Source organism: Nostoc sp. DedQUE12b, assembly GCF_034530835.1.
Classification (GTDB): Bacteria; Cyanobacteriota; Cyanobacteriia; order Cyanobacteriales; family Nostocaceae; genus Nostoc.
Map to the genome: position 1 here is coordinate 52,258 of NZ_JAVRCI010000027.1, position 20,692 is coordinate 72,949.

General features: G+C 41.7%; 18 protein-coding genes. 4 read left to right on the forward strand and 14 right to left on the reverse strand.

Annotated features, from left to right (window positions below; translation table 11 throughout):
- Window positions 1–30: 30 nt before the first annotated feature.
- A complete protein-coding gene (locus RMY16_RS15585) occupies window positions 31–747 on the reverse strand; it encodes an SGNH/GDSL hydrolase family protein (RefSeq protein ID WP_322737158.1) in 717 nt (238 codons plus the stop codon).
- Window positions 748–795: 48 nt separating this feature from the next.
- On the opposite strand from RMY16_RS15585, the gene RMY16_RS15590 reads away from it, so the two are divergent.
- Window positions 796–939, forward strand: a complete 144-nt coding sequence (locus tag RMY16_RS15590; protein ID WP_322737159.1) for a hypothetical protein — start codon at window positions 796–798, stop codon at window positions 937–939.
- Window positions 940–1,228: 289 nt separating this feature from the next.
- Window positions 1,229–2,077, forward strand: a complete 849-nt coding sequence (locus tag RMY16_RS15595) for an alpha/beta hydrolase (RefSeq protein WP_322737160.1) — start codon at window positions 1,229–1,231, stop codon at window positions 2,075–2,077.
- A gap of 165 nt (window positions 2,078–2,242) precedes the next feature.
- On the opposite strand, the gene RMY16_RS15600 is transcribed toward RMY16_RS15595, so the two are convergent.
- The 5 genes from RMY16_RS15600 to carA all read right to left on the reverse strand — a co-directional run bounded on the left by RMY16_RS15600 (window position 2,243) and on the right by carA (window position 6,769).
- The gene (locus RMY16_RS15600) at window positions 2,243–2,551 is read right to left on the reverse strand and encodes a DUF1816 domain-containing protein (RefSeq protein ID WP_322737161.1); all 309 of its coding nucleotides are present in this window, start codon (window positions 2,549–2,551) and stop codon (window positions 2,243–2,245) included.
- An 85-nt stretch (window positions 2,552–2,636) separates the two neighbouring features.
- On the reverse strand, window positions 2,637–3,815 hold the full coding sequence (gene rlmB, locus RMY16_RS15605) for a 23S rRNA (guanosine(2251)-2'-O)-methyltransferase RlmB (RefSeq protein WP_322737162.1): 1,179 nt from the start codon (window positions 3,813–3,815) through the stop codon (window positions 2,637–2,639).
- Between the two features lie 92 nt (window positions 3,816–3,907).
- Window positions 3,908–4,387, reverse strand: coding sequence for a Mini-ribonuclease 3 (locus RMY16_RS15610; protein ID WP_322737163.1), 480 nt, complete (start codon window positions 4,385–4,387; stop codon window positions 3,908–3,910).
- A gap of 594 nt (window positions 4,388–4,981) precedes the next feature.
- Window positions 4,982–5,347, reverse strand: a complete 366-nt coding sequence (locus RMY16_RS15615) for an STAS domain-containing protein (protein ID WP_084227153.1) — start codon at window positions 5,345–5,347, stop codon at window positions 4,982–4,984.
- 255 nt (window positions 5,348–5,602) lie between these two features.
- Window positions 5,603–6,769 (reverse strand): glutamine-hydrolyzing carbamoyl-phosphate synthase small subunit, encoded by a 1,167-nt coding sequence (gene carA / locus RMY16_RS15620; RefSeq protein WP_322737183.1) that lies wholly within the window; start codon window positions 6,767–6,769, stop codon window positions 5,603–5,605.
- A 252-nt stretch (window positions 6,770–7,021) separates the two neighbouring features.
- Between carA and RMY16_RS15625 the strand changes: the two genes are divergently transcribed.
- On the forward strand, window positions 7,022–8,062 hold the full coding sequence (locus RMY16_RS15625) for a retropepsin-like aspartic protease family protein (protein ID WP_322737164.1): 1,041 nt from the start codon (window positions 7,022–7,024) through the stop codon (window positions 8,060–8,062).
- Here RMY16_RS15625 and trpD read toward each other — a convergent pair.
- From trpD to tcmP, 4 genes are all read right to left on the reverse strand, one after another.
- Window positions 7,992–9,083, reverse strand: coding sequence for an anthranilate phosphoribosyltransferase (gene trpD, locus RMY16_RS15630; RefSeq protein ID WP_322737165.1), 1,092 nt, complete (start codon window positions 9,081–9,083; stop codon window positions 7,992–7,994). The genes RMY16_RS15625 and trpD overlap by 71 nt on opposite strands.
- A gap of 80 nt (window positions 9,084–9,163) precedes the next feature.
- The gene (locus RMY16_RS15635; protein WP_322737184.1) at window positions 9,164–10,045 is read right to left on the reverse strand and encodes a DNA adenine methylase; all 882 of its coding nucleotides are present in this window, start codon (window positions 10,043–10,045) and stop codon (window positions 9,164–9,166) included.
- A gap of 15 nt (window positions 10,046–10,060) precedes the next feature.
- Window positions 10,061–10,810, reverse strand: a complete 750-nt coding sequence (locus RMY16_RS15640; protein WP_322737167.1) for a phage Gp37/Gp68 family protein — start codon at window positions 10,808–10,810, stop codon at window positions 10,061–10,063.
- Between the two features lie 42 nt (window positions 10,811–10,852).
- On the reverse strand, window positions 10,853–12,148 hold the full coding sequence (gene tcmP / locus RMY16_RS15645; protein WP_322737168.1) for a three-Cys-motif partner protein TcmP: 1,296 nt from the start codon (window positions 12,146–12,148) through the stop codon (window positions 10,853–10,855).
- 278 nt (window positions 12,149–12,426) lie between these two features.
- On the opposite strand from tcmP, the gene RMY16_RS15650 reads away from it, so the two are divergent.
- Entirely contained in the window at window positions 12,427–12,606 is a 180-nt protein-coding gene (locus tag RMY16_RS15650) for a high light inducible protein (protein ID WP_109008463.1), read from the forward strand.
- A gap of 102 nt (window positions 12,607–12,708) precedes the next feature.
- On the opposite strand, the gene RMY16_RS15655 is transcribed toward RMY16_RS15650, so the two are convergent.
- The 4 genes from RMY16_RS15655 to RMY16_RS15670 form a co-directional block, all read right to left on the reverse strand.
- Window positions 12,709–13,800 carry a hypothetical protein gene (locus RMY16_RS15655; RefSeq protein WP_322737169.1) on the reverse strand — a complete coding sequence of 364 codons (1,092 nt, stop codon included), beginning with the start codon at window positions 13,798–13,800 and terminating at the stop codon, window positions 12,709–12,711.
- A 127-nt stretch (window positions 13,801–13,927) separates the two neighbouring features.
- The gene (locus tag RMY16_RS15660; protein WP_322737171.1) at window positions 13,928–16,903 is read right to left on the reverse strand and encodes a molecular chaperone; all 2,976 of its coding nucleotides are present in this window, start codon (window positions 16,901–16,903) and stop codon (window positions 13,928–13,930) included.
- 390 nt (window positions 16,904–17,293) lie between these two features.
- Window positions 17,294–18,091: an Rpn family recombination-promoting nuclease/putative transposase gene (locus RMY16_RS15665; protein ID WP_322737172.1), complete on the reverse strand. Its 798-nt coding sequence runs from the start codon at window positions 18,089–18,091 to the stop codon at window positions 17,294–17,296.
- A gap of 31 nt (window positions 18,092–18,122) precedes the next feature.
- A complete protein-coding gene (locus RMY16_RS15670; RefSeq protein WP_322737173.1) occupies window positions 18,123–20,669 on the reverse strand; it encodes a proteasome protein in 2,547 nt (848 codons plus the stop codon).
- Between the last annotated feature and the right edge of the window lie 23 nt (window positions 20,670–20,692).

The window sequence follows — 20,692 nt, forward strand, 5'->3', positions numbered from 1 at the left end:
CAACTATATATCGACACAGGAAAAAAATCTTTATTTACCGACAACATAGGGGAGAAAAGCCCGTCTCACTTCGGATGCACCCAACAGACTTGGCTCGATCGTCGCTGTAAACCAGGATGGATCGCCCTTTAGGAAATGGGCGTGGAGATCGACAAATTGCCCATAGCGATTAGCGATTTCTTGAATTGCAGTGTTCATACGCTGGAGGTTCTTGCGGGCGATCGCCGACTCAACCCCTACAAAGTTGCGCCTGTCATCTCCAAAGGTAGGATCGTACACATTACCAAGCACAACGGGGCGAATTGGCAACTGCTGTACAAATGTGTCCAAAGTATTGGCAAAAGTTGCGATCCCTGCACCAGTATCTTGAATTAATCCCCGCAGTAGATCGTTACCACCGATAGTGATTAGTGCGATCGCCTTTCCTTCCACCCGCAATTGGTGAGCCTGAGAAGGCAACCCATCAACCGTTGCACCATCACGCGCACGATGTTGCAGTTGAGCAGACCCACGTGAAGTTAGATCCTGACCTTTAAATTCGGGAAACAGGCGATCATCATTCTGGACGAGGAGTTGCCCTGGATGAACACCAAACTCGTTATATCGTCCGCAATCTAAAATTGAGTCGCCAAAGGTATATAGCGTCACCATTTCTTGCTCCCGTCGATTGCAGCCAAAGAGAGTTAGGACACTTGTCCCGCCAAATACTTGAATAAAGTGTCGTCGCGTAGGTCGAAACGCAGCCATTACACTCTCCTGTTTGTCCGACCCTAGCATGAGGAGATGATAGACGATATGAATCAGAAGATGGATTTGCGGTTACAAACCCTGAATCTCGGAATACTTTTTGCACTGGTTGCAACCCATCTCAACGTTGAGCCATTAGAACTTCAGCTTGTGCGATCGCTACAGGTAAACATAATTCTTCATTCTGGGTAGTTGCTGGGCAGAAGGATTTCAAGCCTATGACACAATTAGAAAAATAAGATGGAACTACTGTCACAAATCCTGCTCTGAACAGACAGGGCTTGTAAGAGAAAGACTAACCACCCTTCAAATACAAGACTAAAACAGTGTCTAGCTTGTAGGTTCACAACCTAAACTGAATAGGTACGTAACTTTGAAGCGATTTTGAACGGAAATAAGTTGTGACTAAGATTAAAGGCTTGAAAACTGAAAGTCAACGTATTTTAGAACATTTGTTCGGTAGACAGGAGAAGGGCGAGTAATGAGCGATCGCTACACCACAACTACTGCACGTCTAAATGTCTACACCCAAGGTCAAGGATTCCCAATTTTGGGCTTACATGGTCATCCTGGTACTGGTCGTAGTCTTTCTGTCTTTACCAATCATTTATCAAAACGCTACAAAACTTTTGCCCCTGATTTACGCGGATACGGCAAAAGCCGCTACAACGCCAATTTTGACATGAATGACCATTTGACTGATTTAGAAGCGCTTCTAGACCGCTTGCACATTGAAAAGTGCTTAGTATTGGGATGGTCACTTGGTGGCATTTTGGCAATGGAGATGGCATTACGTTTGCCAGAGCGCGTTACTGGGCTGATTTTAGTGGCGACAGCTGCAAAACCCCGTGGCAGTCATCCTCCTATTACTTGGCAAGATAATTTATATACTGGCATTGCTGCCTTGTTGAACTATATAAAACCGAGTTGGCAATGGAATATTGAAACTTTTGGTAAGCGATCACTTTTCCGCTACCTAATCCAACAACATACATCTACCAGTTACAATTACATCGCCAAGGAAGCAGTACCGGCTTATTTGCAAACCTCCCCTGCTGCTACTCGTGCGCTCTATAGTGCAATTCAATCAGGATACAATCGGCTTGTAGATTTAGAACAAATACAATGTCCTAGTTTAGTACTTGCTGGTGAAAAAGACCGCCACATCACATCTGATTCCAGCTTACAAACTGCTCAACACCTTAACAATTCTCAGTGGCAGTGCTATCCCAACACCGCTCATCTTTTTCCGTGGGAAGTTCCCCAGCAGGTGCTAAATGATATTGATCGTTGGCTGAAAGAACATCCGCAGGTAGTTGAGAGTCAATAGTCCAAATATTTAAAAAATTTTGACTATTGACAACGAAGAAGAAATGGAGAGAGAAGATGTGGTGACGCAATGAGTGAAAAAGACGCAATAACCCCCGATAAAAGAATTTTCTGTGTCTCCATGTCTTTGCGTCCCCGCATCAGAACATCCTTTTCATTCTCTGGCCTAACTTACAATTTGACCGCCAAAGGCAGGCTGTACTTTGCGGTCAAATCTTTCCCCCAAGTCGTCAGCAATTGTTAAGTTACTAGGTTTGCAGCGCTTGACATTCACAACAATTCCCTGCGCTCCTTCGATCTCCAAATCTTCTATGTATCCTTTGCTTGCTAATGTTGCATCAGAAGAACTTAGAAATGGCCCGAAGTAATACGTGCAACGGGGATTCTGTGTGACAATCTCTACCCACCAAGCCAAGCCGATGTAGTCGAATGTGTTAATTAACACTTCCTTGAGGTTATGCCAAATGGTTTTCATGGTTTTAGCCGATTTATAAACGTCTACAGGGTGTTAAACGATATGCTGCTTTATTATCTTTTACATTTCTTTATACTCTGTTACGTTATTTTTTCAAAGAGATTTTTTGTAATTTATCTAAGTGCAGGGTATTTAGCGATCGCTGGCGATAAATCTCATAAAGCGCCATACCCGCTGCTACAGAAGCATTCAGGCTGGGAGTCTTACCCTGTAGAGGAATCGATACTAAAAAATCGCAGGAGCGTTGAGTTAACATACTCAGACCTTCACCTTCTGAGCCGATTACCAAAACGATTGGGCCAGTGAAATTGACTGTATGCAAAGGTTCGCTGCCACTTGCAGCAGTACCGTAAATCCAAAAGCCAGCTTCTTTTAATTCTTCTAAGGAGCGGCTGAGGTTGACAACTCTAGCTACAGCAAAATTTTCTAAAGCGCCTGCTGCCACTTTCATGACAGTGGAAGTGATCCCAGATGCCCTTCTTTGGGGAATTACCAATCCTTGAGCGCCTATTGCTTCGGCAGTACGAATTATTGCTCCCAAGTTGTGGGGATCGGTAATTCCGTCAGCTACTACAATTACAGCATCAGTTACAGATTTGCATTGCTCAATTAGATCGGGCAATTCCATGTAAGCGTAGGGAGCAATTTGTGCTGCCACACCTTGGTGATTAGCGCCGTTGGTGAGATAGTCTAAACGTTTGGGTTCAACCTCATCAATAACTGTGCCATTTTCCTTTGCTTGCAAGAGAAAATGGTGAAAGCTGGGATCGTACCGCAGACGGGTAGTAATCCAGAGACGGTTGAGATTGCGCTGATTTTGCAATGCACTCAATACTGGATGACGACCGTAGATGAGATCGTTATCTTCTTCTGTCGGTGTAGATACAGACGGCTGGGAGAAGTTGCTATTTTGTTGTCGCGAGTTCCCATAATTGGGGTTGCTATCTATTTTCCTGGAATTGCGATTCGGATTAACAACAGAGATGGTGTTGCCATCTACTTTTCTGGGGTTGTGAGTTGGATTCGCACCAGATGTGGGTTTGCTATCTACTTTCCTGGGATTACGAGTCGGATTCGCACCAGATATGGGATTGCTATCTACTTTTCTGGGATTGCGAGTCGGATTCGCAACAGAAATGGGGTTGCTATCTATTTTCCTGGGATTGCGAGCCGGATTAGTAATAACACGTTTACCTTTAATTTTTACGGGTTGTCCCCGATTTGGTTCGCTAGAAGTCTTGACTTTTTTGGGTTTATCCTGCATTTGAGTTATGAATATAGCGTATGGTTGCTCGTTCCGATTACCTCAATTTTTTGAACCTAATCTAGTGTTGTGGCTACTGCGAAATTGAGTTTTCACTCTTTTTCTAGATGAAGTATTTGCAACAGCTCGGTTAGACGTTGGTAATCGGTGATATATAAGTAGCCTATTAAAGTTTCTAGACTAGTTGCCTGTTGATAAATTTCGGGATTAAGTCGCTTAGGGCGTCCTGTTGCGGCGTTTCTACCCCGTCGGACAATTTCTAATTCGGTATCCCTGAGATGAGGAATTAGCGATCGCAAATGTAGCGCTTGTGTTTCTGCTCTTACCTGCTCCACTACCAGACGATGGTAAATTTCTGACCGCTGCAATGGCAGCAGATAGGACATTCTAACATACAACTCATAAATTGCATCCCCTAAATATGCTAAAGCACTAGGAGAAATTTGTTGCACTTGCGAGAGGGAAATCTGTTGGAATGGCCCTGTGGTTGCCAAGAGTGCTTCAGTCCAAGACAAGCTCTGTTTGGGAGTTTCATCTTGTCCATCTAATAGCTCTTCCTCCTGTGACTTCACAAATAAATCATTCCTTGACGGGCTACATTTGGCAGGCATTCTTCGCAAAGACTGATTTTTCTGAAGTATGCCGTGATAGTATACTTAGCATAATCAATACTATCAAAATTACTTCCTAATTTCATCTTTTTGATTGAGAGTTGGCATTTAAAATCACCCTGATGTCAACATCTATAAACCAAATTTCGCCTACTTCTTGTGGTCTGGGCCTAAGATAGGGTAAAATTTTAACATCAAATTCACCCTTTTACTTGGTAGCATTGTGATGCTTACGGAGTAAACGACAACTTTTAACTATACAGCATCAAGTCAAATCTATCTATAAACAAATCTGCTGGCTTTGTATTTCTTACAACAAATATCTCAGACTTGATTATTTATCCAATATTCTAGCCAACGATTACATACCCAATACACACCCAATAAATTGGGTCTCTATATCTTTAGTTTTTACTCAACTTTAAACATAATAGCTCAACTGGCTTTATGCCTCTCCCACAAGGAGAGAGGTTTTCTGCCAGAAGTTTTAAAAATTAAGCTATCTGAGATTGAATCTGGATAGCTAAATTTACCTCTCAGATCGAGCAATCAAGACTACTTGACGTTTTCTAGAGCGTCTTCAACTGATTTTTGCAGGGAGAGAAACTTCTCTAGGCGAACAAGCTTGACCGTTTGAGTTACGCGGGCATTCGTGACAATTTGCAAAGTGCCATCAGCAGTTTGAGCTTGCTTGGCTAGCTGCACGAGAGCACCCAAGCCAGAGCTATCAACAAAGTCAATTTGTGAGAGATCCAAAATAATGTGCTTAGGGCCCTCGTCTATCTTGCTGCCAAGTGTCTTGCGAAATGTCGGCTCAGAAAAAGCATCTAACAAACCTGTGAGGCGGAATAGCTGGCAGTTATCCCGGACTTCACGAGTGCCCCTCAGGCTAACGGTTAGATTCAGTGGCTCAGCAATAATTCCCTCCTCATGAGTTAAAGTGAACGCTCAAGTATAGATGGTTTTTGAGCAAGTTGTCTACAATCTGTTGAAATAGGGGATTGGGCATTGGGCATTGGAAAACTTTTCCCCAGTCCTTAGTCCCCGATCCCCCATTTGCATTTTGCTATTTTTATTTAATCCTAGATGCGACAACTTGACTCTTGCTTTTTGCTCTAATTCCAAATTAAAAATGCATAGTTCAAAAAGAATTCTTTCATTTTGAATTTTTTATTTTTAATTTTGAATTCCCTGGAGGGGTTGACGTGCTGTTCGCATGGCTTGAATAAATTGCTCAAACAAGTAATCAGCATCGTGTGGGCCAGGACTAGCTTCTGGGTGATACTGTACGGAGAATACAGGTAGAGATTTGTGCCGTACTCCGGCAATGGTGCGATCGTTTAAGTTTAGGTGGCTAATTTCTACAACTGTCGTAGGTAAAGAATCTGGGTCAATTGCAAAACTATGGTTTTGGCTGGTAATTTCTACTCGTTGTTGTAAACCGGCAGGCTGATTCAAACCACGATGACCAAATTTGAGTTTATAGGTTTCTGCCCCTAGTGCATGACCTAAAATTTGGTGTCCCATACAAATACCAAAGATGGGTTTTTCACTTAACAGGAGTGCTTTGGCAGTTGCAATCCCTTCAGTGACGGCAGCAGGGTCGCCAGGCCCATTAGAAAGAAACACACCATCTGGATTGTATTTGAGAATTTCTTCTGGTGGTGTATCAGCGGGTACAACAATTACCCGGCAACCATAACTGACTAAGCGACGTAAAATATTGCGTTTTACACCAAAGTCAAGGGCAACAACGGTAAAGGCTTCCCCAAGATTTTCCCCAGCCTCCGAGTTAAATTCCCAAGCTGGAATTGTGGGATCAGACCATTCATAAGCCGTTGGGGTGGTGACTTCACGAACCAGATTCAATCCTGCCATGTTGGGGGCTGCTAGTACCTGCTCTAGCAATTCCGCTTCATCGAGAATGGTTGTAGAAATGCCACCGTTCATCGCTCCGAACATCCGAATTTTGCGGGTGAGGGCGCGGGTATCGATGCCGTAAATCCCTGGTATTTGGTTTTGTTTGAGGTAGTCAGGTAAAGTTTGTGTCGATCGCCAGTTACTTGGATGATGACAAATATTCCGGGCGATCGCACCCCGCACTTGGGGCCCATCTGATTCTTCATCTTCGAGATTGACGCCAGTATTCCCCAATTCAGGATAGGTAAAAATCACAATCTGACCGCGGTAACTAGGGTCAGTCAGAACTTCTTGATAGCCTGTCATGCCAGTGTTGAACACCACTTCTCCGATCGCGGTTCCCGTCGCACCAAAAGACCAACCGCGATAAGTGGTTCCATCTGCAAGGACAAGTAAAGCTGGTATTGAGTCAGTCAGGGGCATAGTAGATTGGGCAGTGGGCATTGGGCAGTGGGCATTGGGGAGCCACTGCGGTCTTGGGGTCTCCCCAAGTGGAGCAAGTGGCGTCATTGGGCATACTCTTTCTTATTCCCTATTCCTTATTCCCCAATACTGCGATTGTTAATTATCCCATGAGTTGGGCAATTGGGAGTTTTAAAGATAGTTAATTAAAATTAAAAAAGAATTAAAGTAGCGGGAGTGGATTTGGCAAAGCTTGGGCAGTTAAAATTAATTATGCTTCAGTCTTTTTTATCCCGTGCAACCCTAATTTTTGTATCAAGCACTCTAGCGGTTTTGTGCGTTGCCTGTAGTGAAGACAAACTGAACACCGCTACTGGTGGCGATGAGCAACCTACGCCAATTGGGGATCTAGCACCAGTCCAGCCTACCGTTAAACCAGTAAGACCAGCAGCTACCCCAGAAGCGCAGCCGCTAGATCCGTTTGAAAGTGAACCAAGTCTTTTTGAGATGGGACGAGACAAAGCTGTTGGCGCTTGGAGTATCAGCCAATCGGCTCAATCCCCAGATGATTGGAAATTGGTGGCGAGTCAGTATCAGGAGGCGATCGCGCTGATGCGAAAAGTGCGGCGACAAAGCCCAGAATTTGCGATCGCTCAAACCAAAATCACGGAATATCGCCGCCAAGTTCAATATGCCCAACAGCAAGCTAATCCTCGCCCTGTTGCAGTTAGAGAACCTCAGAAAATAGTCGTTGTTGTTCCTCAGAGAGAAACCACACCAAAATTAACTTTACCTCCACGAGAAACAAAACCGTTATCACCAGAGCCAGCTTTGCCGTCATCAGCTGTGGTGATTCCCGATGAAGCAGTATTTACAGCGCCGATAAAAAGACGAATTGGTGGCACGCCAATTGTGGAAGTTACCTTTAATGGTCAGCAACAATTTGAGATGATTGTGGATACGGGAGCAAGTGGCACTGTCATCACCCAAGAGATGGCTAATGCTTTGGGAATCGTCACAGTGGGAAAAGCTAAAGCAAATACCGCAAGTTCCAGAGCGGTAGAATTTCCTGTAGGCTATGTTAATTCGATGGCCCTTGGCGGGGTAGTAGTGAATAGAGTAGCAGTAGCGATCGCAGGTGCGGAGCTAGATACTGGACTTTTAGGACATGACTTTTTTGGCAACTACGATGTCACCATTAAGCGTAATGTGGTAGAGTTTCGTCCGCAATTGCGATCGCAAATCAATTCCCCAGAAACTCAACCAACTGCTCCAACTTCGTCCAAGCAGCCCCACTTTGTAGGATATCCTTAGCGATTTTAATCCCCTCGGCGTGATCGAGGAATGCGATCGTACCCGCTACTTGCAGTGCCAACGAAGCATTTAAAGCAACTGCGTCCTGTTGCGCCTGAGTTCCCTTACCTTGGAGTACAGCCTTGAGAATCTCCGCATTCTCTTGGACATCGCCACCCCGAAGCATACCTATGGGAGCAGGTGTTAGATCCAAATCTAGGGGATTAATGGTAGTTAACTGCACTTCTCCATCTGATAACACCGCCAAGTCAGTTTCATCTCCTAACCCAGCTTCATCAAGTTTTTCTCGCCCGTGCAGCACAATCGCCTTTTCCTTGCCCAAATTCTGTAAAGCTTCGGCAACAGTTGCCAAAAGTTTGGGAGTAAATAAGCCCACCACCTGCCCAGTTGGACGCAAGGGATTTACTAACGGCCCGAGCAAATTAAAAATTGTTCGCACCCTCAAAGTCCGCCGTAATGAAGCAACCGCCTTGAGTGCTGGATGCCAACCAGGGGCAAACAAGAAAGTGATCCCGATTTCTTGTAGTGCGGCTTGTACTTTTTCACTAGAGGCACTCAAGTTTACACCCAAGGCTTCCAATACATCTGCACTCCCCGTGAGACTTGAGGCTGAACGATTGCCGTGTTTGGCGACAGGTATACCAGAGGCTGCGGCGACAAATGCAACGGCTGTAGAAATATTAAAGGTTGATGAACCATCTCCACCAGTGCCACAGGTATCTATTACAGTGCTGAGTGGTGTTAGCGGTAGCGGGGCGTTTAGCCCGTGCTGAGTGCTGAGTGGGGAACATTGAGATTGTAATACCTCCGCCATGCCGGTCAACTCGTCGGCAGAAATGCCTCTAAAGTTCAGCGCTGTTAAAATAGCCCCTGATAACTCTGGAGGAACGGCTTCACTGAGCCAACCTTGCATCAATTCAGCAGATTGAGTACGGGACAAGGATTGGCCATCTATTAATTGTTGCAGCAGGACATACCAGCTAGCAGAGGCTTCTTGAGCAGGGATTGAGGAAGTTACCATAGCTAAGATTTGTATGTTGTAACTATATTGAGAGCTATGGGGTTATCCTACCGGAAAACTGGAAGCTATCAAAGTTAGGTTTAAATCTCAAGGCTTAATTGCAAAGCTGGATTAGCAAGATCCTGAACTTGTGATTTTTTCTCCAAATCAAGTTTAACTTCGTAATTAGTAATGAATAACTCTTTTCCTTTAGCCGCACCACTCTGCTTATAGTTATTCATCCCATACTGTAATTCCCACTCTGAAATATTAGCCCATTGAAAATTTTCTCGAATGTGCAATGAGTCATCGTAGGTAATTAGCCAGCGATAATGACATTGTTGCAAAAGGTTAGCAAATCTCTGATGTTCAAAACAAGTGTGCAAGTCACCATCTTTCCCGTATAGTTTTGATTTTGTAGCACTAAAATATGGTGGATCTAAAAATAAAAATACATCTTCCCCTTTTGATTTTAATAGGTGGCTGTAATCCAAATTAGTAATTTGGATATTTTCTGATAGAATATTTTCTAATTTTTCTAGCCGTTCTATTGAAGAATCAGTAAATCTTTTATAAAAAGCTTGTTCAGAAAAACCTCCTGATTCTACAGTTCCTGAAAAAGTAATTCTATTGAGTACAAAAAAGCGAACTGCTCTTTCTAAATCAGATAAATTATTTATATCTACCCTAGCTAATTCTGTAAAGAGTAATTTTCCATCTGTATATTTGACTTTAATATGTCGAATTTCTTTAACTAATTGAGTTATATCAGACTGGGCAAATTTCCAGAACAAGAAGAGTTCGCGGTTTAAATCGTTAATCCAAATCTTGATATGAGGAAACTTTTGTCTTAAATAAATAAAGACAGAACCACCACCCACAAAAGGTTCTCGGAATTCAGAAAAGCTATCTGGCAAGTATTTAACTATTTGATTTATTGCTTTTGACTTACCACCAGGATATCGGAGAGGACTTTTGATAATCATTTACGGACATCTTCATTTTAAAACTGATACTTGTTTAGTGCTTGTATCAGCTACAATTTCTGGAAAACTATCCCAAGTTCTTCCATCAAGTTCTCTGCCATATTTTTTCTTTTGAACCCCTCCCCATTGTTTAAAGAAAAATGGCACATCAGCTTGGATACATTGCTCTCTAATATCTCTTACCCATTCAATGTTCATAGGACGAGCGCCTACACCAGATTCTCCACCAACAATAATCCAATGTAGCTCATCTAAACAAAGCGTTAAAGAACCTAAAAGAGGCTCACAAGATAAAAACCTAGTTTTCGCAGGAATCTCTTTTAAAATTTCACTTCTCCATACCCAAGCTTGAGATTCAATACTTACTCCAGCCCAAACATTAGGAGGCCACTCCTTTATGCAATTAGCTATTTTAAGCATCCTTTGCGGACGTTTAGTCAATACCTGAAACTGATGCCAACTAGCTTCTTTCATGACATGAAAGACATCTTTGATAAACTCTTCTGAAATATCATCAAGGAATAAATCACTCATGGAATTAACAAAAATTAGGCGAGGTTTTTTCCATGAAAGAGGCATTCTTAGTCTTTCATTCCAAGTTTTTACATCAAAACCTTGTTCGTAGGGATGACCAGCAACACCTCGCCACCGTTCTGCAAAACGTTCTGCATAACAATTTTGACAACCAGGACTAATTTTATGACAGCCAGTGGTAGGATTCCATGTAGCTTCTGTCCATTCTATTGTTGAAGATACTGACATAGAATTTTACTTCCCAATTAAACTAGCTTTACTATATTAGTATTATTGTACTGCTCTGATGTAATTATTCAAAGTTAAATTACCTCTTGCGCCCAATTCTTTAGCTTCTATAATATTTTTTTTATGAAAATCCAATAAGATTTCTCTATACTTAGGTCTACTTAAATAGCCTAGTTTGCCAATTTCAAGAATAACAAGACTTATTACGTCTTTCAAAGCTATCCAATCTTGATTATTTCTTCGTAAAATTTCAATAATTTCAGGTTTAATTATTTCAACTCTCTCATCATTTTCGCGTTCCCATGATTGAGTCAAAAATTTATGATTTTTTCCACTTTTGTCATCTTCAAAGAAAAGCAACCTATTTTCTTCACAAAAAAATTCGTTTAAAAATTCACCAAAAGCCTTCCTTGGATGGTTGCTACCAACTACAATATTGTACTGCGGTCTAGGATCATTGTATGTCTCCTTTATTTCAAAACTAGCCACTCCTTTAAAACTACTTTCTTTTTGAAGTCTAGACTTAAAGTAATCAAGCGCCCACCTTTCAAATTTTTGTTTTTGCTCTTGATCTTGGCATTCTAGCCACTTGCGTTTCCACTCTAAATCAGAATTATGGCCTAATAAGTTAGTTAAATTTTGTGTATATGTTTCGGCAGTTTTCTGATCTTTGGAATTTTTATAGCTTTTTTTATATAAACCTGCATGACGGGCTACTGCGCGGTTATGAAACAGTAAAAATAATTCTCCTTTATATTTACTGACGTAATCGGCAATAGAACATATTTGCTCAAAAGTTACTCCCTTAACTCCAAAGGCATCTAGAAAAAATAACGTTGGGTATTCGTCCAATTCATTCATTATTTGAGTCAACGCTTTGTCAAATCTTTGAGGGTCATAAACTTTATAGGACAATCCTTCACCTATTAAATTACAATTACTCTTAAGTTCTTGGTTAAGGTCTTTATCTTCCTCAGTAAAAAAACATCTTAAAGTAACACGTTCTTCAAGACCGAATACTTTAGCACATTTAAGAGCTATCAAAGGCGAACCGTCAGTATCCAAAAGTTCAGTGTTATATCTCTGCCAAAACTTCGATTCATCTACAAAGTTTTCAATACCAATACCTTCATCATATTTGCCTGCTCCTGCAAAACCATCAACATAGTTAATATACATAGATTGATAGGGTTTGCTACCGCCCAAATTATAGCAATGAGCCTGTATATATTTCAGCATTATCCTATGTTTTGCTGCTGACCAAGGTCTTTTACGAGCAAAAAATTTATTTGAATCTTCTGGTTGCTGATCAAATAGAGATAATTGTTTTACTGACATTGCTGAACCTTATGAAGTAACAAAATATCTGATGACTTTGCACTAGGTTAGCAAATATAGGCAAAGCTGGTAAAAATTGCAACAAGTCTCTAAAAATTTCCGTACCAACCTGCTAAATGGAGTGATCGCAAACCTGCCATCATGAAACTACGTATCCTTAATATCTCTTACTGAAACTGAATTTTATCTAGAGTTTATATTGCAATTTCGTAAAAACCTGTTACATTACTTTACAGGCAGTAATAACTGTTACAACATAAAAGCTCGGAGTATTATTTATGGCAGACGTTAAGAAGACTACGGCTTCGGTTCCAGAAGATCCTAATGCTTTACGCTGGGGCTTCACTCCTCAAAGCGAAAATTGGAATGGTCGTTTTGCAATGATCGGTTTTTTATCTGCCGTTGCGCTTGAAGTGTTTTCTGGTCAAGGGATTTTACACTTCTGGGGCATTTTATAGATTTAAACGTTTTTACCTTCATTAGATTATGAGGCAAGGCGGGGATTAGTAAAATTATCTGTCTTGCCTCATAATCTCAAGAATTAGAAAACTCGCCAGCAACTAGCGTGATGAGCGAAATATTACACGACCTGGAGATTCTTCTTGATTGATTCGCGCATATACTCGAAGGCAAGTTAAGACTTCGCCAGGAATACCACCACAGTCTAGTTGTAAGTCATCCTTGGATGAAGCACAGATATCTGCATAAAGTCCCGATAATTGGCGAATTCGCACTTCATTACCTGCATTATTTGCTTCATCAACGACTTTCTTCAAAATGCGCCGTGATTCATGTTGTAGCTTTCCCCACCAAGAATAGCGTTCAGCCGGTGGTACAAATACTAGGGAATGTATTGCTTCATCCATGTCAATCCAAGCACGAAGAATTGACAGGGGATCGGTGTTTTTCTCTGCTTTTTGGGTGCGTTGGAAGCGATCGCTTAAAGCATCAATATATTGATCGCGCTGTTCTGGTTTAGAGTGTAAGGAAACGACATCGAAGCTAAAAACGCTCTTTAAAGCATGATGTAAATCTGGGTCTATTTCGATAAAATTCATATATAAAAATAGGAATGCTGCTGGTAAATCAGATGCATTACCTTGGGGAATTTTAGAAGTTGAGAGTGCCTGTTGATACAAGGTCAATCCCTGAGTTTGAACAGTACCACTAAGACCGGGGTAGATAATTTCATCGCGGATAAAGGGAAGCTGAAAGAGATTAGAATTATCTGCGATCGCACCAACTTCTTGGGCTAAATCTAAGGTGCGCGATCGCCAAGTTACAGCCAAATCCTCTGGGACTCGCAGCAGTTTGCGTTGAATCTCATTCCACAAATCAGAGTCTGTTTGGCTTTGCAGTTGGGAATTACCCAGATAATAACTGAGTTCTGAGTCGGAATCGAAAGCTTCTCGAAGATGACTTAGTTTTAACTCATCTGGCGCATCTTCCCAACCAGTATTTTGCTGTGGCGGTGCAGGTTGTAACAGACTATGAAGTTCTTGCAGCACCTCATCACATATTTTAGATCCTGGATCTAGTGGAAATTCGGCGCGAGCCTGATTTAAACTAGCCTCTAATCCATACAAACTAAACCGCAGTAATTGGGCTAACTCCGAGTTTTCTATCTCTAATAATTGACGCAAGTGCTGCATGAATCTCACCTCCAAATATTTTCGTAGCGAATAAAACTTGGCAAACCTCTGCGCCCCTTTGCGTTTAAAAATCTTAATTTTTTTAACGCAGAGGAACGCAAAGTTTCGCGCAGAGGAACGCAGAGGTTTAATGTATGCCGCAAAAGGGATCGCGTTCTTTATCAACTTCATTAGGTTGTAATTCTAATTCAGCACGGTAAACACATCCTTCTTCTTTGAGGCATTCTTGATTTTGTGATGTCCAGTAAGGTACTTCACCAGCGTGCATTCTTAGAATACCTCGATCATCGAGAGTTACACGATATTGGCAAGGATAATCTGTTGTCACATCTGGTTTACTGAGTGCGCCAATTCTTATCCATTTTTTGCTGTTGGTTTCGGCATCTGTTTGATAAACATAGAAGGTGTGCTGGCCAGTTTGTGGGAATGGAGGTAAGGGATTACTAATTAACCCAATTCCTGGTTGCGTCACCCCATCGCGCAAATAATGAAATTTGTGAAACGTTTTACTACCATCATTTCCGACTTCAAATACAAGATGATAAGCATCTGGTTGATCGACAGTTGCTGACTCAATCACATTGACAGCAATATCACCATCATTTAAGTCTTTATTGAAGCGTTCTACAGCAATATTCCAATTCAATTTCCCATTAGCAAATAGTGCTGAAGTTTCTGAAACTACCGATTCTAAATCAATACCAGAAAGATCAATCAAATAATGAGGATTTCCTTGACAAAGCAATACGTTAAATTCGAGGGTTTGGTCAATCTCAAACTGGACTTTGATTTTTTTCAGAAATTCTACTTCTGGCATTTCCAGTTGATTCATCAGGTTTTTGCCGTCAAAGCTTCCCCATAGTCGTAAATCTCCTTCTTCGTAATCTTGACGGTAGATAATATTAGTTAATTGTATGCCTTGCCAATGAGTACGAACTTTAGCAACAGTTTCCCAAGGTGCGAGTTGATAGAGTTCTTGTCCAGCTTTGAATATAGTTAGTAAATCGTTGCTTTGGGTTTTGCGTTTGAAGTTGCAGGGCAAATAATAAAACAGGTTTTTGACATCAATTTCTAGCTGGTTAGCTCCCTTACGCAACAAGCTTTTAGACTCTTCTGGATCGAATCTCAGTCTTCGTAACTTTTCGGCATAGCAAGCACCGGCAGAAGTGGCTAGCTTGGTAAATTCCAACACAAAGGTAATCCGTTCTGGATTCCAGACAAAATACGGAGACTTACTAAATTCTTGGTAGATTTGGCGCTGTACTACATCTAAGTTACAAGTTTTACCAGACAAAATTAACCAATCAACTTTTTGGGAATTCCAAGAATCTTTGGTGAGATCGTCGGGACGCAAACGACTTTCCATTAATCCTTTAGCAATTCCGATCGCTTCTTTAATTCCAGATGCGGCGGCTCGTTCAAATTGCCGATTATCTAAGGTGATGCAGATGTTATTTGGATCTTTGACTTGTAATTTAATGGCGCTTTGGGTAAGCAATTCGGAAATTTGCTGCTCAGAAAGTGTGAAGGTTAATAGAGAATTCTCTGCTGGTGGCTTTTGCCCAAGTTTGAGTTTAGCTGCTTCTGCATAATCCCAGAGAATATAAAATGATTGCAGACGTTGTGGTGATTGTTGCCAACGGGTGGGCAATACTTTCTCGGCTGTATCTAGGGCATCTTTGTAAGCAATATCGCCTTCAGGATTCTCTTTATCTAGGCATTTTAAAAGACTGCCAGTTTTAAATTTGCCTTGTTCTAAAAAGCGCTCGTTTAACTCGGAGTTAATTAAATCTTCTAACTTTTCGTTTTCTAGATCGCCTATTGTGACTGCTGTCAACAAAAAGTCTGCGATCGCAACTTTTAATAATCTAAAAATTCGCAGCGTAATTAACTCACCACCTAGCTGTAAATGACCAGATGAACCTAATAGTTTGGGAGTAAGTTTATAGTAACGTCCTCCTAAACCCCGGTCTTCATAATCAGCAAAAGCTGGGGTTTTATCTTCTAGAGTCAGTTCAATTAAAGCTAAGTCTGTAGTTCCGCCGCCAATATCCAAGACGAGAACATTTTGTGACCATTTGTTTCCTACTTGGCGACAACGGGTTTTGAATGACTCAATCCCAATGTTGAGATTACCGCCAAATTCTCGCCATAAAAAGAATATTGCCACAGAAACGGCTTCATCATAAGCAGTTTGAACATCATCGATTCCCAACTGCTCAACTAATTCCCTAACTTCCTTGCGAACAACTGGTGGGGCGACTGTTGGGTAGGTGACAACTGCTGTTAAAAAATCTCCTTCCGAAAATCTGCGTCGTGCGTGTTGGCGGTAGTCTTCAGTTAACTCGATTAAATGTGCCCAAGCAGATTGGATTAACTGGTTAGCGGTAATTGTTTCTTCTTCGCCATCCAAAATAACTGAAAATGATCGCTCCTGGCCAAAATAGCGTTTGGGTGAATGGTGAAACCTGCTGATAATTTCCTTTAAAGAACCGCTTGTACCTTGAGCGATCGCTTTTTTTCGGTTATCTCTAGCTTCCCTACCCATCCGCAGTTTTAAATCCCCTAAGTGCGAAATTTCCGACTCGCTGGGAATTTCCGTATCGCGGCGATCGATATCCAGCACAACTGGGATCAGATTTTGCGACTCTAGGGTAGGGACGCGAAACACTTCATGATAAATTTGGTAAAGTTTTTTGCTGACAGCACGGCGGAACCTCTCGCTATTCCCTAAAGAAAGTTCAATTTGGCGAATTGCTTCTAAAAATCGCTCTTTATTATCACTTTCAAATACTTCACTCAATCGGCTGGGTTCTATCTCCAAATTTTTGCTAATTTCTATGATAAACTTTGCCCAATCATCAGTGCTGACATCTGGTAAAGCTACGGAGGCGGGAGAACTGAGCCATTGCGATAAGCGATCGCGCAACCGCATTTCTTGCTCTTTGGGTAAAATTTCTGCGATCGGTACTTCAATTGGATCGAAGAGTGTGACTGTCGAATTCGACGTACCAAAATCTAAAGCAAACCATCCCGGAAATCTTTTTTGTTGTTTCTCGCTTGGTTCGCGATCGCTATAGTTATTCAATTGGAAAGGGTTCATTATAATATTCACTTTCTGTTGTTTATTTTATAGCTGGCTAAAAACTGTAATGTTCTATCATAAAATTACAAATTTAGGTGATTTCCGACGAAGAAAATACCTGTGTTGGCGAGTTTCGACTTCTCTGCGAGACGCTACGCGTTAGCGGAGCTTTCGCTTTAGCGATACGCTCAACTCTCGATCTATCAGTTGGTTGAGCGAAGTCGAAACCAACGGCATCGGTATATTTATTCTTGTAAATCACCTTAGAGAATTTTTATGGTAAAAACTTTTAATTTTGGTCTTTAGCACTGGCTTTTTTATTTGGCACGATATCTACGCCTACGCTTTTATATGAAAGGATGTAGGCGTAGCTTAAACTAGGCATTGCTATGAAAATTACGGTAGTTACTAAGTTGATGTTGAAGACTCTTGCTCAGTTGCAAGTCTTACTTGTTCGATAGTTAAATCAAGTAACTGGGCAACCTCTTCCATCGACATACCACGAGCTAAGAACCGAGGTACAAGTTCAAGTTTTAGTTCTTCTCGTCCCTCTTGTTTAGCTTCTTGATAAACCCTAGTTTCTTCTAACTTAACTCCTAACATAGCCTCTACCTCTTCACGACTTAAGTTTGCGAATTTATAAACTGCAATTGTTGTGATTACATCTATTATCTCCTTCTTAGCCAAGACAGTTATCTGCTCTTGTTGCACCCGCTCAATTAAACGTTTCGCTTCCCGAACCATTTGAGTCTCTGAGGCAATAGTCAACAGCATCAAACTGATACCTACTTTGTACTCATCAGGACTACCTAACTCATCTAAATAAATTCGTTGTACTTGAGAACTGTTCAGTAACGATCTATGAATAGTGGTGTTTTCCGGTTCCAAGCTGCGAGACTGTAAAATAATTACCCCGTACCAGTCATCGTAAAGCGACGGGTTGCGATACATATACAGCATGGATTCTGAGAAAAAGCGATGGTACAGTAACTCATCCTTTTGGAATTGTACCTCAGCAAAAAAGATCGTCTGAGATGTTGCACCCGGTGGAGGTAAAAATACCCCATCAATCCGAAATGTTGGTTCTTTAACTTCTACTGATTCAAAGCGATAGCTAGCAGCTTCAGGCGGTGGTTGTTCTACTAACTCGAAAAACAATCCTGGGACACGCTTGAAAATTGTATAAAAAATTGCATCACGTCTCACAAATACATCCTCATATCTCGACGCGATCGCGTCATCTCAAATCTAAATCATCTGAGTGAGAAACAGCCGCAATTTCGGAAATAATCTGCAACCAAGTAGGAATTTGGATCTCAGATGGCAATTCCCCAGCCGCCAAATATCTTAGCAAACTTTCTTTTTTGGAAAGGTTTTGCAGACTCGGAATAATCTGATCCAAAATACCTTCTAGTTCGGAATTAATTTGCTGATTAACTTCGCTAACATACTGCACAAGATGGAGGCTGGCGCTAGCTGTAATTTCATCTCGCAGTCGCAGTACTAAAAGTTGGTGATTGCTCGATCTGGGTAAGCCTTGGCTTTTCTCTGGTGCCCAATCAAAGATTTGACCAACGTTGTGTTTATCGTCTTGACGTGCTAAAGGAAAAATAATTTCAGGTGCAACAGTTTTATCTTTACTAGTAATTTCCGAGATAATTGCTTCTTTCCATTCGTTAGGGTCGCATCCTAGTAATAATTTGTAAAAGAGATCTGCATCTTCAAAACCAAATTTTTCTTCGATTTCTCGCTCCATTTCTGGGTGGAAAAATGCCTGCAATTGTTCGCGTTCTGGGGCAATATAATTTGATAATTGATTTAACAAATCTACCACGGCTTGCTGGATGCGATCGCGGGCAAAATCTTCTATTTCTTTAACGGTTTTCTCAAATACTGGATAAAAATCATCACTCTTAGTTGGAAGCGAAGTATTTACGTGGTTTCCCCGATCGAATAATTTCCCAGCTGCACCTTTAGATTCTGCCAAAACGATCGCTCCATTATTGGCTTTGTTGAAGAGTAAAGTCCACTGGTTCCAATTAAGAATTCTAAAGGTGAGTTCGTCTTTAACTACATCGCTGACAACAACACCACGTCGATCTTTAAGTGGTTCTTTGCCGATATCTTTTTGGAAATTTCTGTAGATTTTATCTAAGCTTTCGACCACAAAGCGCAATTCGATAAAAGCCGGGCTATCGCCTGTGGGGATACCTTGCTCGTGAATTTCATCTATGATGTCTTTTAAGTGATCTTGTTGCTGACTCACCACATCAGCAGCTCTTTTGGTATCTTCATGCAGTTGCTTCAAACCATGAGTAGCTACGTGAGTTTGAATCAATTCCCGCAGCTTACTAAGTCCGCCATCTTGACTAAAGTAACCCAACTGTCTGCCCAAATAGCTACGGGTGTTAGATTCTATCAGATTTTTACTTAATAGCTCCCATTTCTCTTGTAGCCGTTTAGACCTGTCTAGGTAATCAGGATAATCTAAGTTAGCTAAAAACTCTGGTGAGCCTGCTTTGACTGTAGTAGAACGTTTTGCCAATTCAGCTAATCCCAAAAGTGGCGACAGTAAAACGATGCGGTCTTTTTGGGTTGTAAATGCTGCTGCACCGTCAATGGTAGTTTGCAGAACTTTGAGTTTTTGGAGAACCGTTTCCTCTTCTAAATGACTATCTTCAATCAGATGGTCAAGTTCTCTTTCGCCACCCTCGCTGTCTAGGGGGAGTTGATCAAAACGACCCACACCGACGAGAATTAAATCTTTCAGGTCTTGTCCTGGTCGCTGCTGCTGCATCATCGTGAAGATTTTATTGGCGCGATCGCTCCCAGGAGATTTACCATTTAGCAATACCAAAATTGTCTGTACTTCTGCCAATTCCCGCAATGACAAAAAGGTATCCCTAGCCCCAGAATTAGCAGCCCCCAATCCTGGAAAGTCGATGAGAATAAATTTAGCTGCATCTGCAAAATCCCAAATTTCCCGTGAGATTTTCACATCAATATCGACGCGGCGGATCAGTGGGAAGCTGTTTTGCAATAACTTTGTTGGTAGCCTCTGGGGTGGACTCGGTAATCTAATATGCGCTGGCGGTAGATCCTCAAATTTCAGAGTTTGGATTGCCATTGGCTGCTCGACTAGCTGTAGCCCCTCGCGGGCAGTCACCGCATCAATTTGGTAGTGCCCACCACACATAACCTCTCCATAAGCTTGATAAGCCCGCAGGAATAATACCAACTCCCGGAGTAAATAACGCAACTCTAAATTGTTACTGCTATTCCACGCTTCTTCACACCAGCTAATAATATCTGTCCCAGAGTTGAGTTTCGATACTGGTATTGGAGGAAGCCCTGCTGCTGTTGTTCGTTTATTGGCTTCCCCTAGCATGAAGCGTAGACACTCATGTACGCCTTCATGGGAAAGATACTCTACCGTAAAGTTACTTAGCTGCGTCGTTGTAAAATCGTCCTGCGGAATAATATGTATGGCGGTAACATTACCTGTAGTGGGGTTTTCACTGACTGGCAAAGCATCTGCATATCCAATTAGACTGCCTAAAAGTAAGGTTTTTCCACTACTAAATTCCCCCATTACACCAATTTTGACAGGCGAAGTTGCCAGGTCTACAGTTTTCTGGGCAGCCGATCGCAAACGAAGAAGACAGTCATCAAGACTAGCTGGAACCCAATCTTCTTGTTTAGAAGGGTACTGGGGCACAGAATCTATCTTTCGGAGGATGAATTCGCCGTACTCCTTAAAACGGCCCAGTTTATCTGGTTCCATAAAGTAGTTTCCGCCTAACATTA

Bases quoted from the DNA above. Each gene is read 5' to 3' on its own strand.
- RMY16_RS15600 (WP_322737161.1), bottom strand. From the start codon at position 2,551: ATGAAAACCATTTGGCATAACCTCAAGGAAGTGTTAATTAACACATTC.
- RMY16_RS15595 (WP_322737160.1), top strand. From the start codon at position 1,229: ATGAGCGATCGCTACACCACAACTACTGCACGTCTAAATGTCTACACC.
- trpD (WP_322737165.1), bottom strand. From the start codon at position 9,083: ATGGTAACTTCCTCAATCCCTGCTCAAGAAGCCTCTGCTAGCTGGTAT.
- RMY16_RS15660 (WP_322737171.1), bottom strand. From the start codon at position 16,903: ATGAACCCTTTCCAATTGAATAACTATAGCGATCGCGAACCAAGCGAG.
- RMY16_RS15655 (WP_322737169.1), bottom strand. From the start codon at position 13,800: ATGCAGCACTTGCGTCAATTATTAGAGATAGAAAACTCGGAGTTAGCC.
- RMY16_RS15590 (WP_322737159.1), top strand. From the start codon at position 796: ATGAATCAGAAGATGGATTTGCGGTTACAAACCCTGAATCTCGGAATA.
- RMY16_RS15670 (WP_322737173.1), bottom strand. From the start codon at position 20,669: ATGGAACCAGATAAACTGGGCCGTTTTAAGGAGTACGGCGAATTCATC.
- rlmB (WP_322737162.1), bottom strand. From the start codon at position 3,815: ATGCAGGATAAACCCAAAAAAGTCAAGACTTCTAGCGAACCAAATCGG.
- RMY16_RS15585 (WP_322737158.1), bottom strand. From the start codon at position 747: ATGGCTGCGTTTCGACCTACGCGACGACACTTTATTCAAGTATTTGGC.
- RMY16_RS15625 (WP_322737164.1), top strand. From the start codon at position 7,022: ATGCTTCAGTCTTTTTTATCCCGTGCAACCCTAATTTTTGTATCAAGC.
- RMY16_RS15650 (WP_109008463.1), top strand. From the start codon at position 12,427: ATGGCAGACGTTAAGAAGACTACGGCTTCGGTTCCAGAAGATCCTAAT.
- tcmP (WP_322737168.1), bottom strand. From the start codon at position 12,148: ATGTCAGTAAAACAATTATCTCTATTTGATCAGCAACCAGAAGATTCA.
- RMY16_RS15640 (WP_322737167.1), bottom strand. From the start codon at position 10,810: ATGTCAGTATCTTCAACAATAGAATGGACAGAAGCTACATGGAATCCT.
- carA (WP_322737183.1), bottom strand. From the start codon at position 6,769: ATGCCCCTGACTGACTCAATACCAGCTTTACTTGTCCTTGCAGATGGA.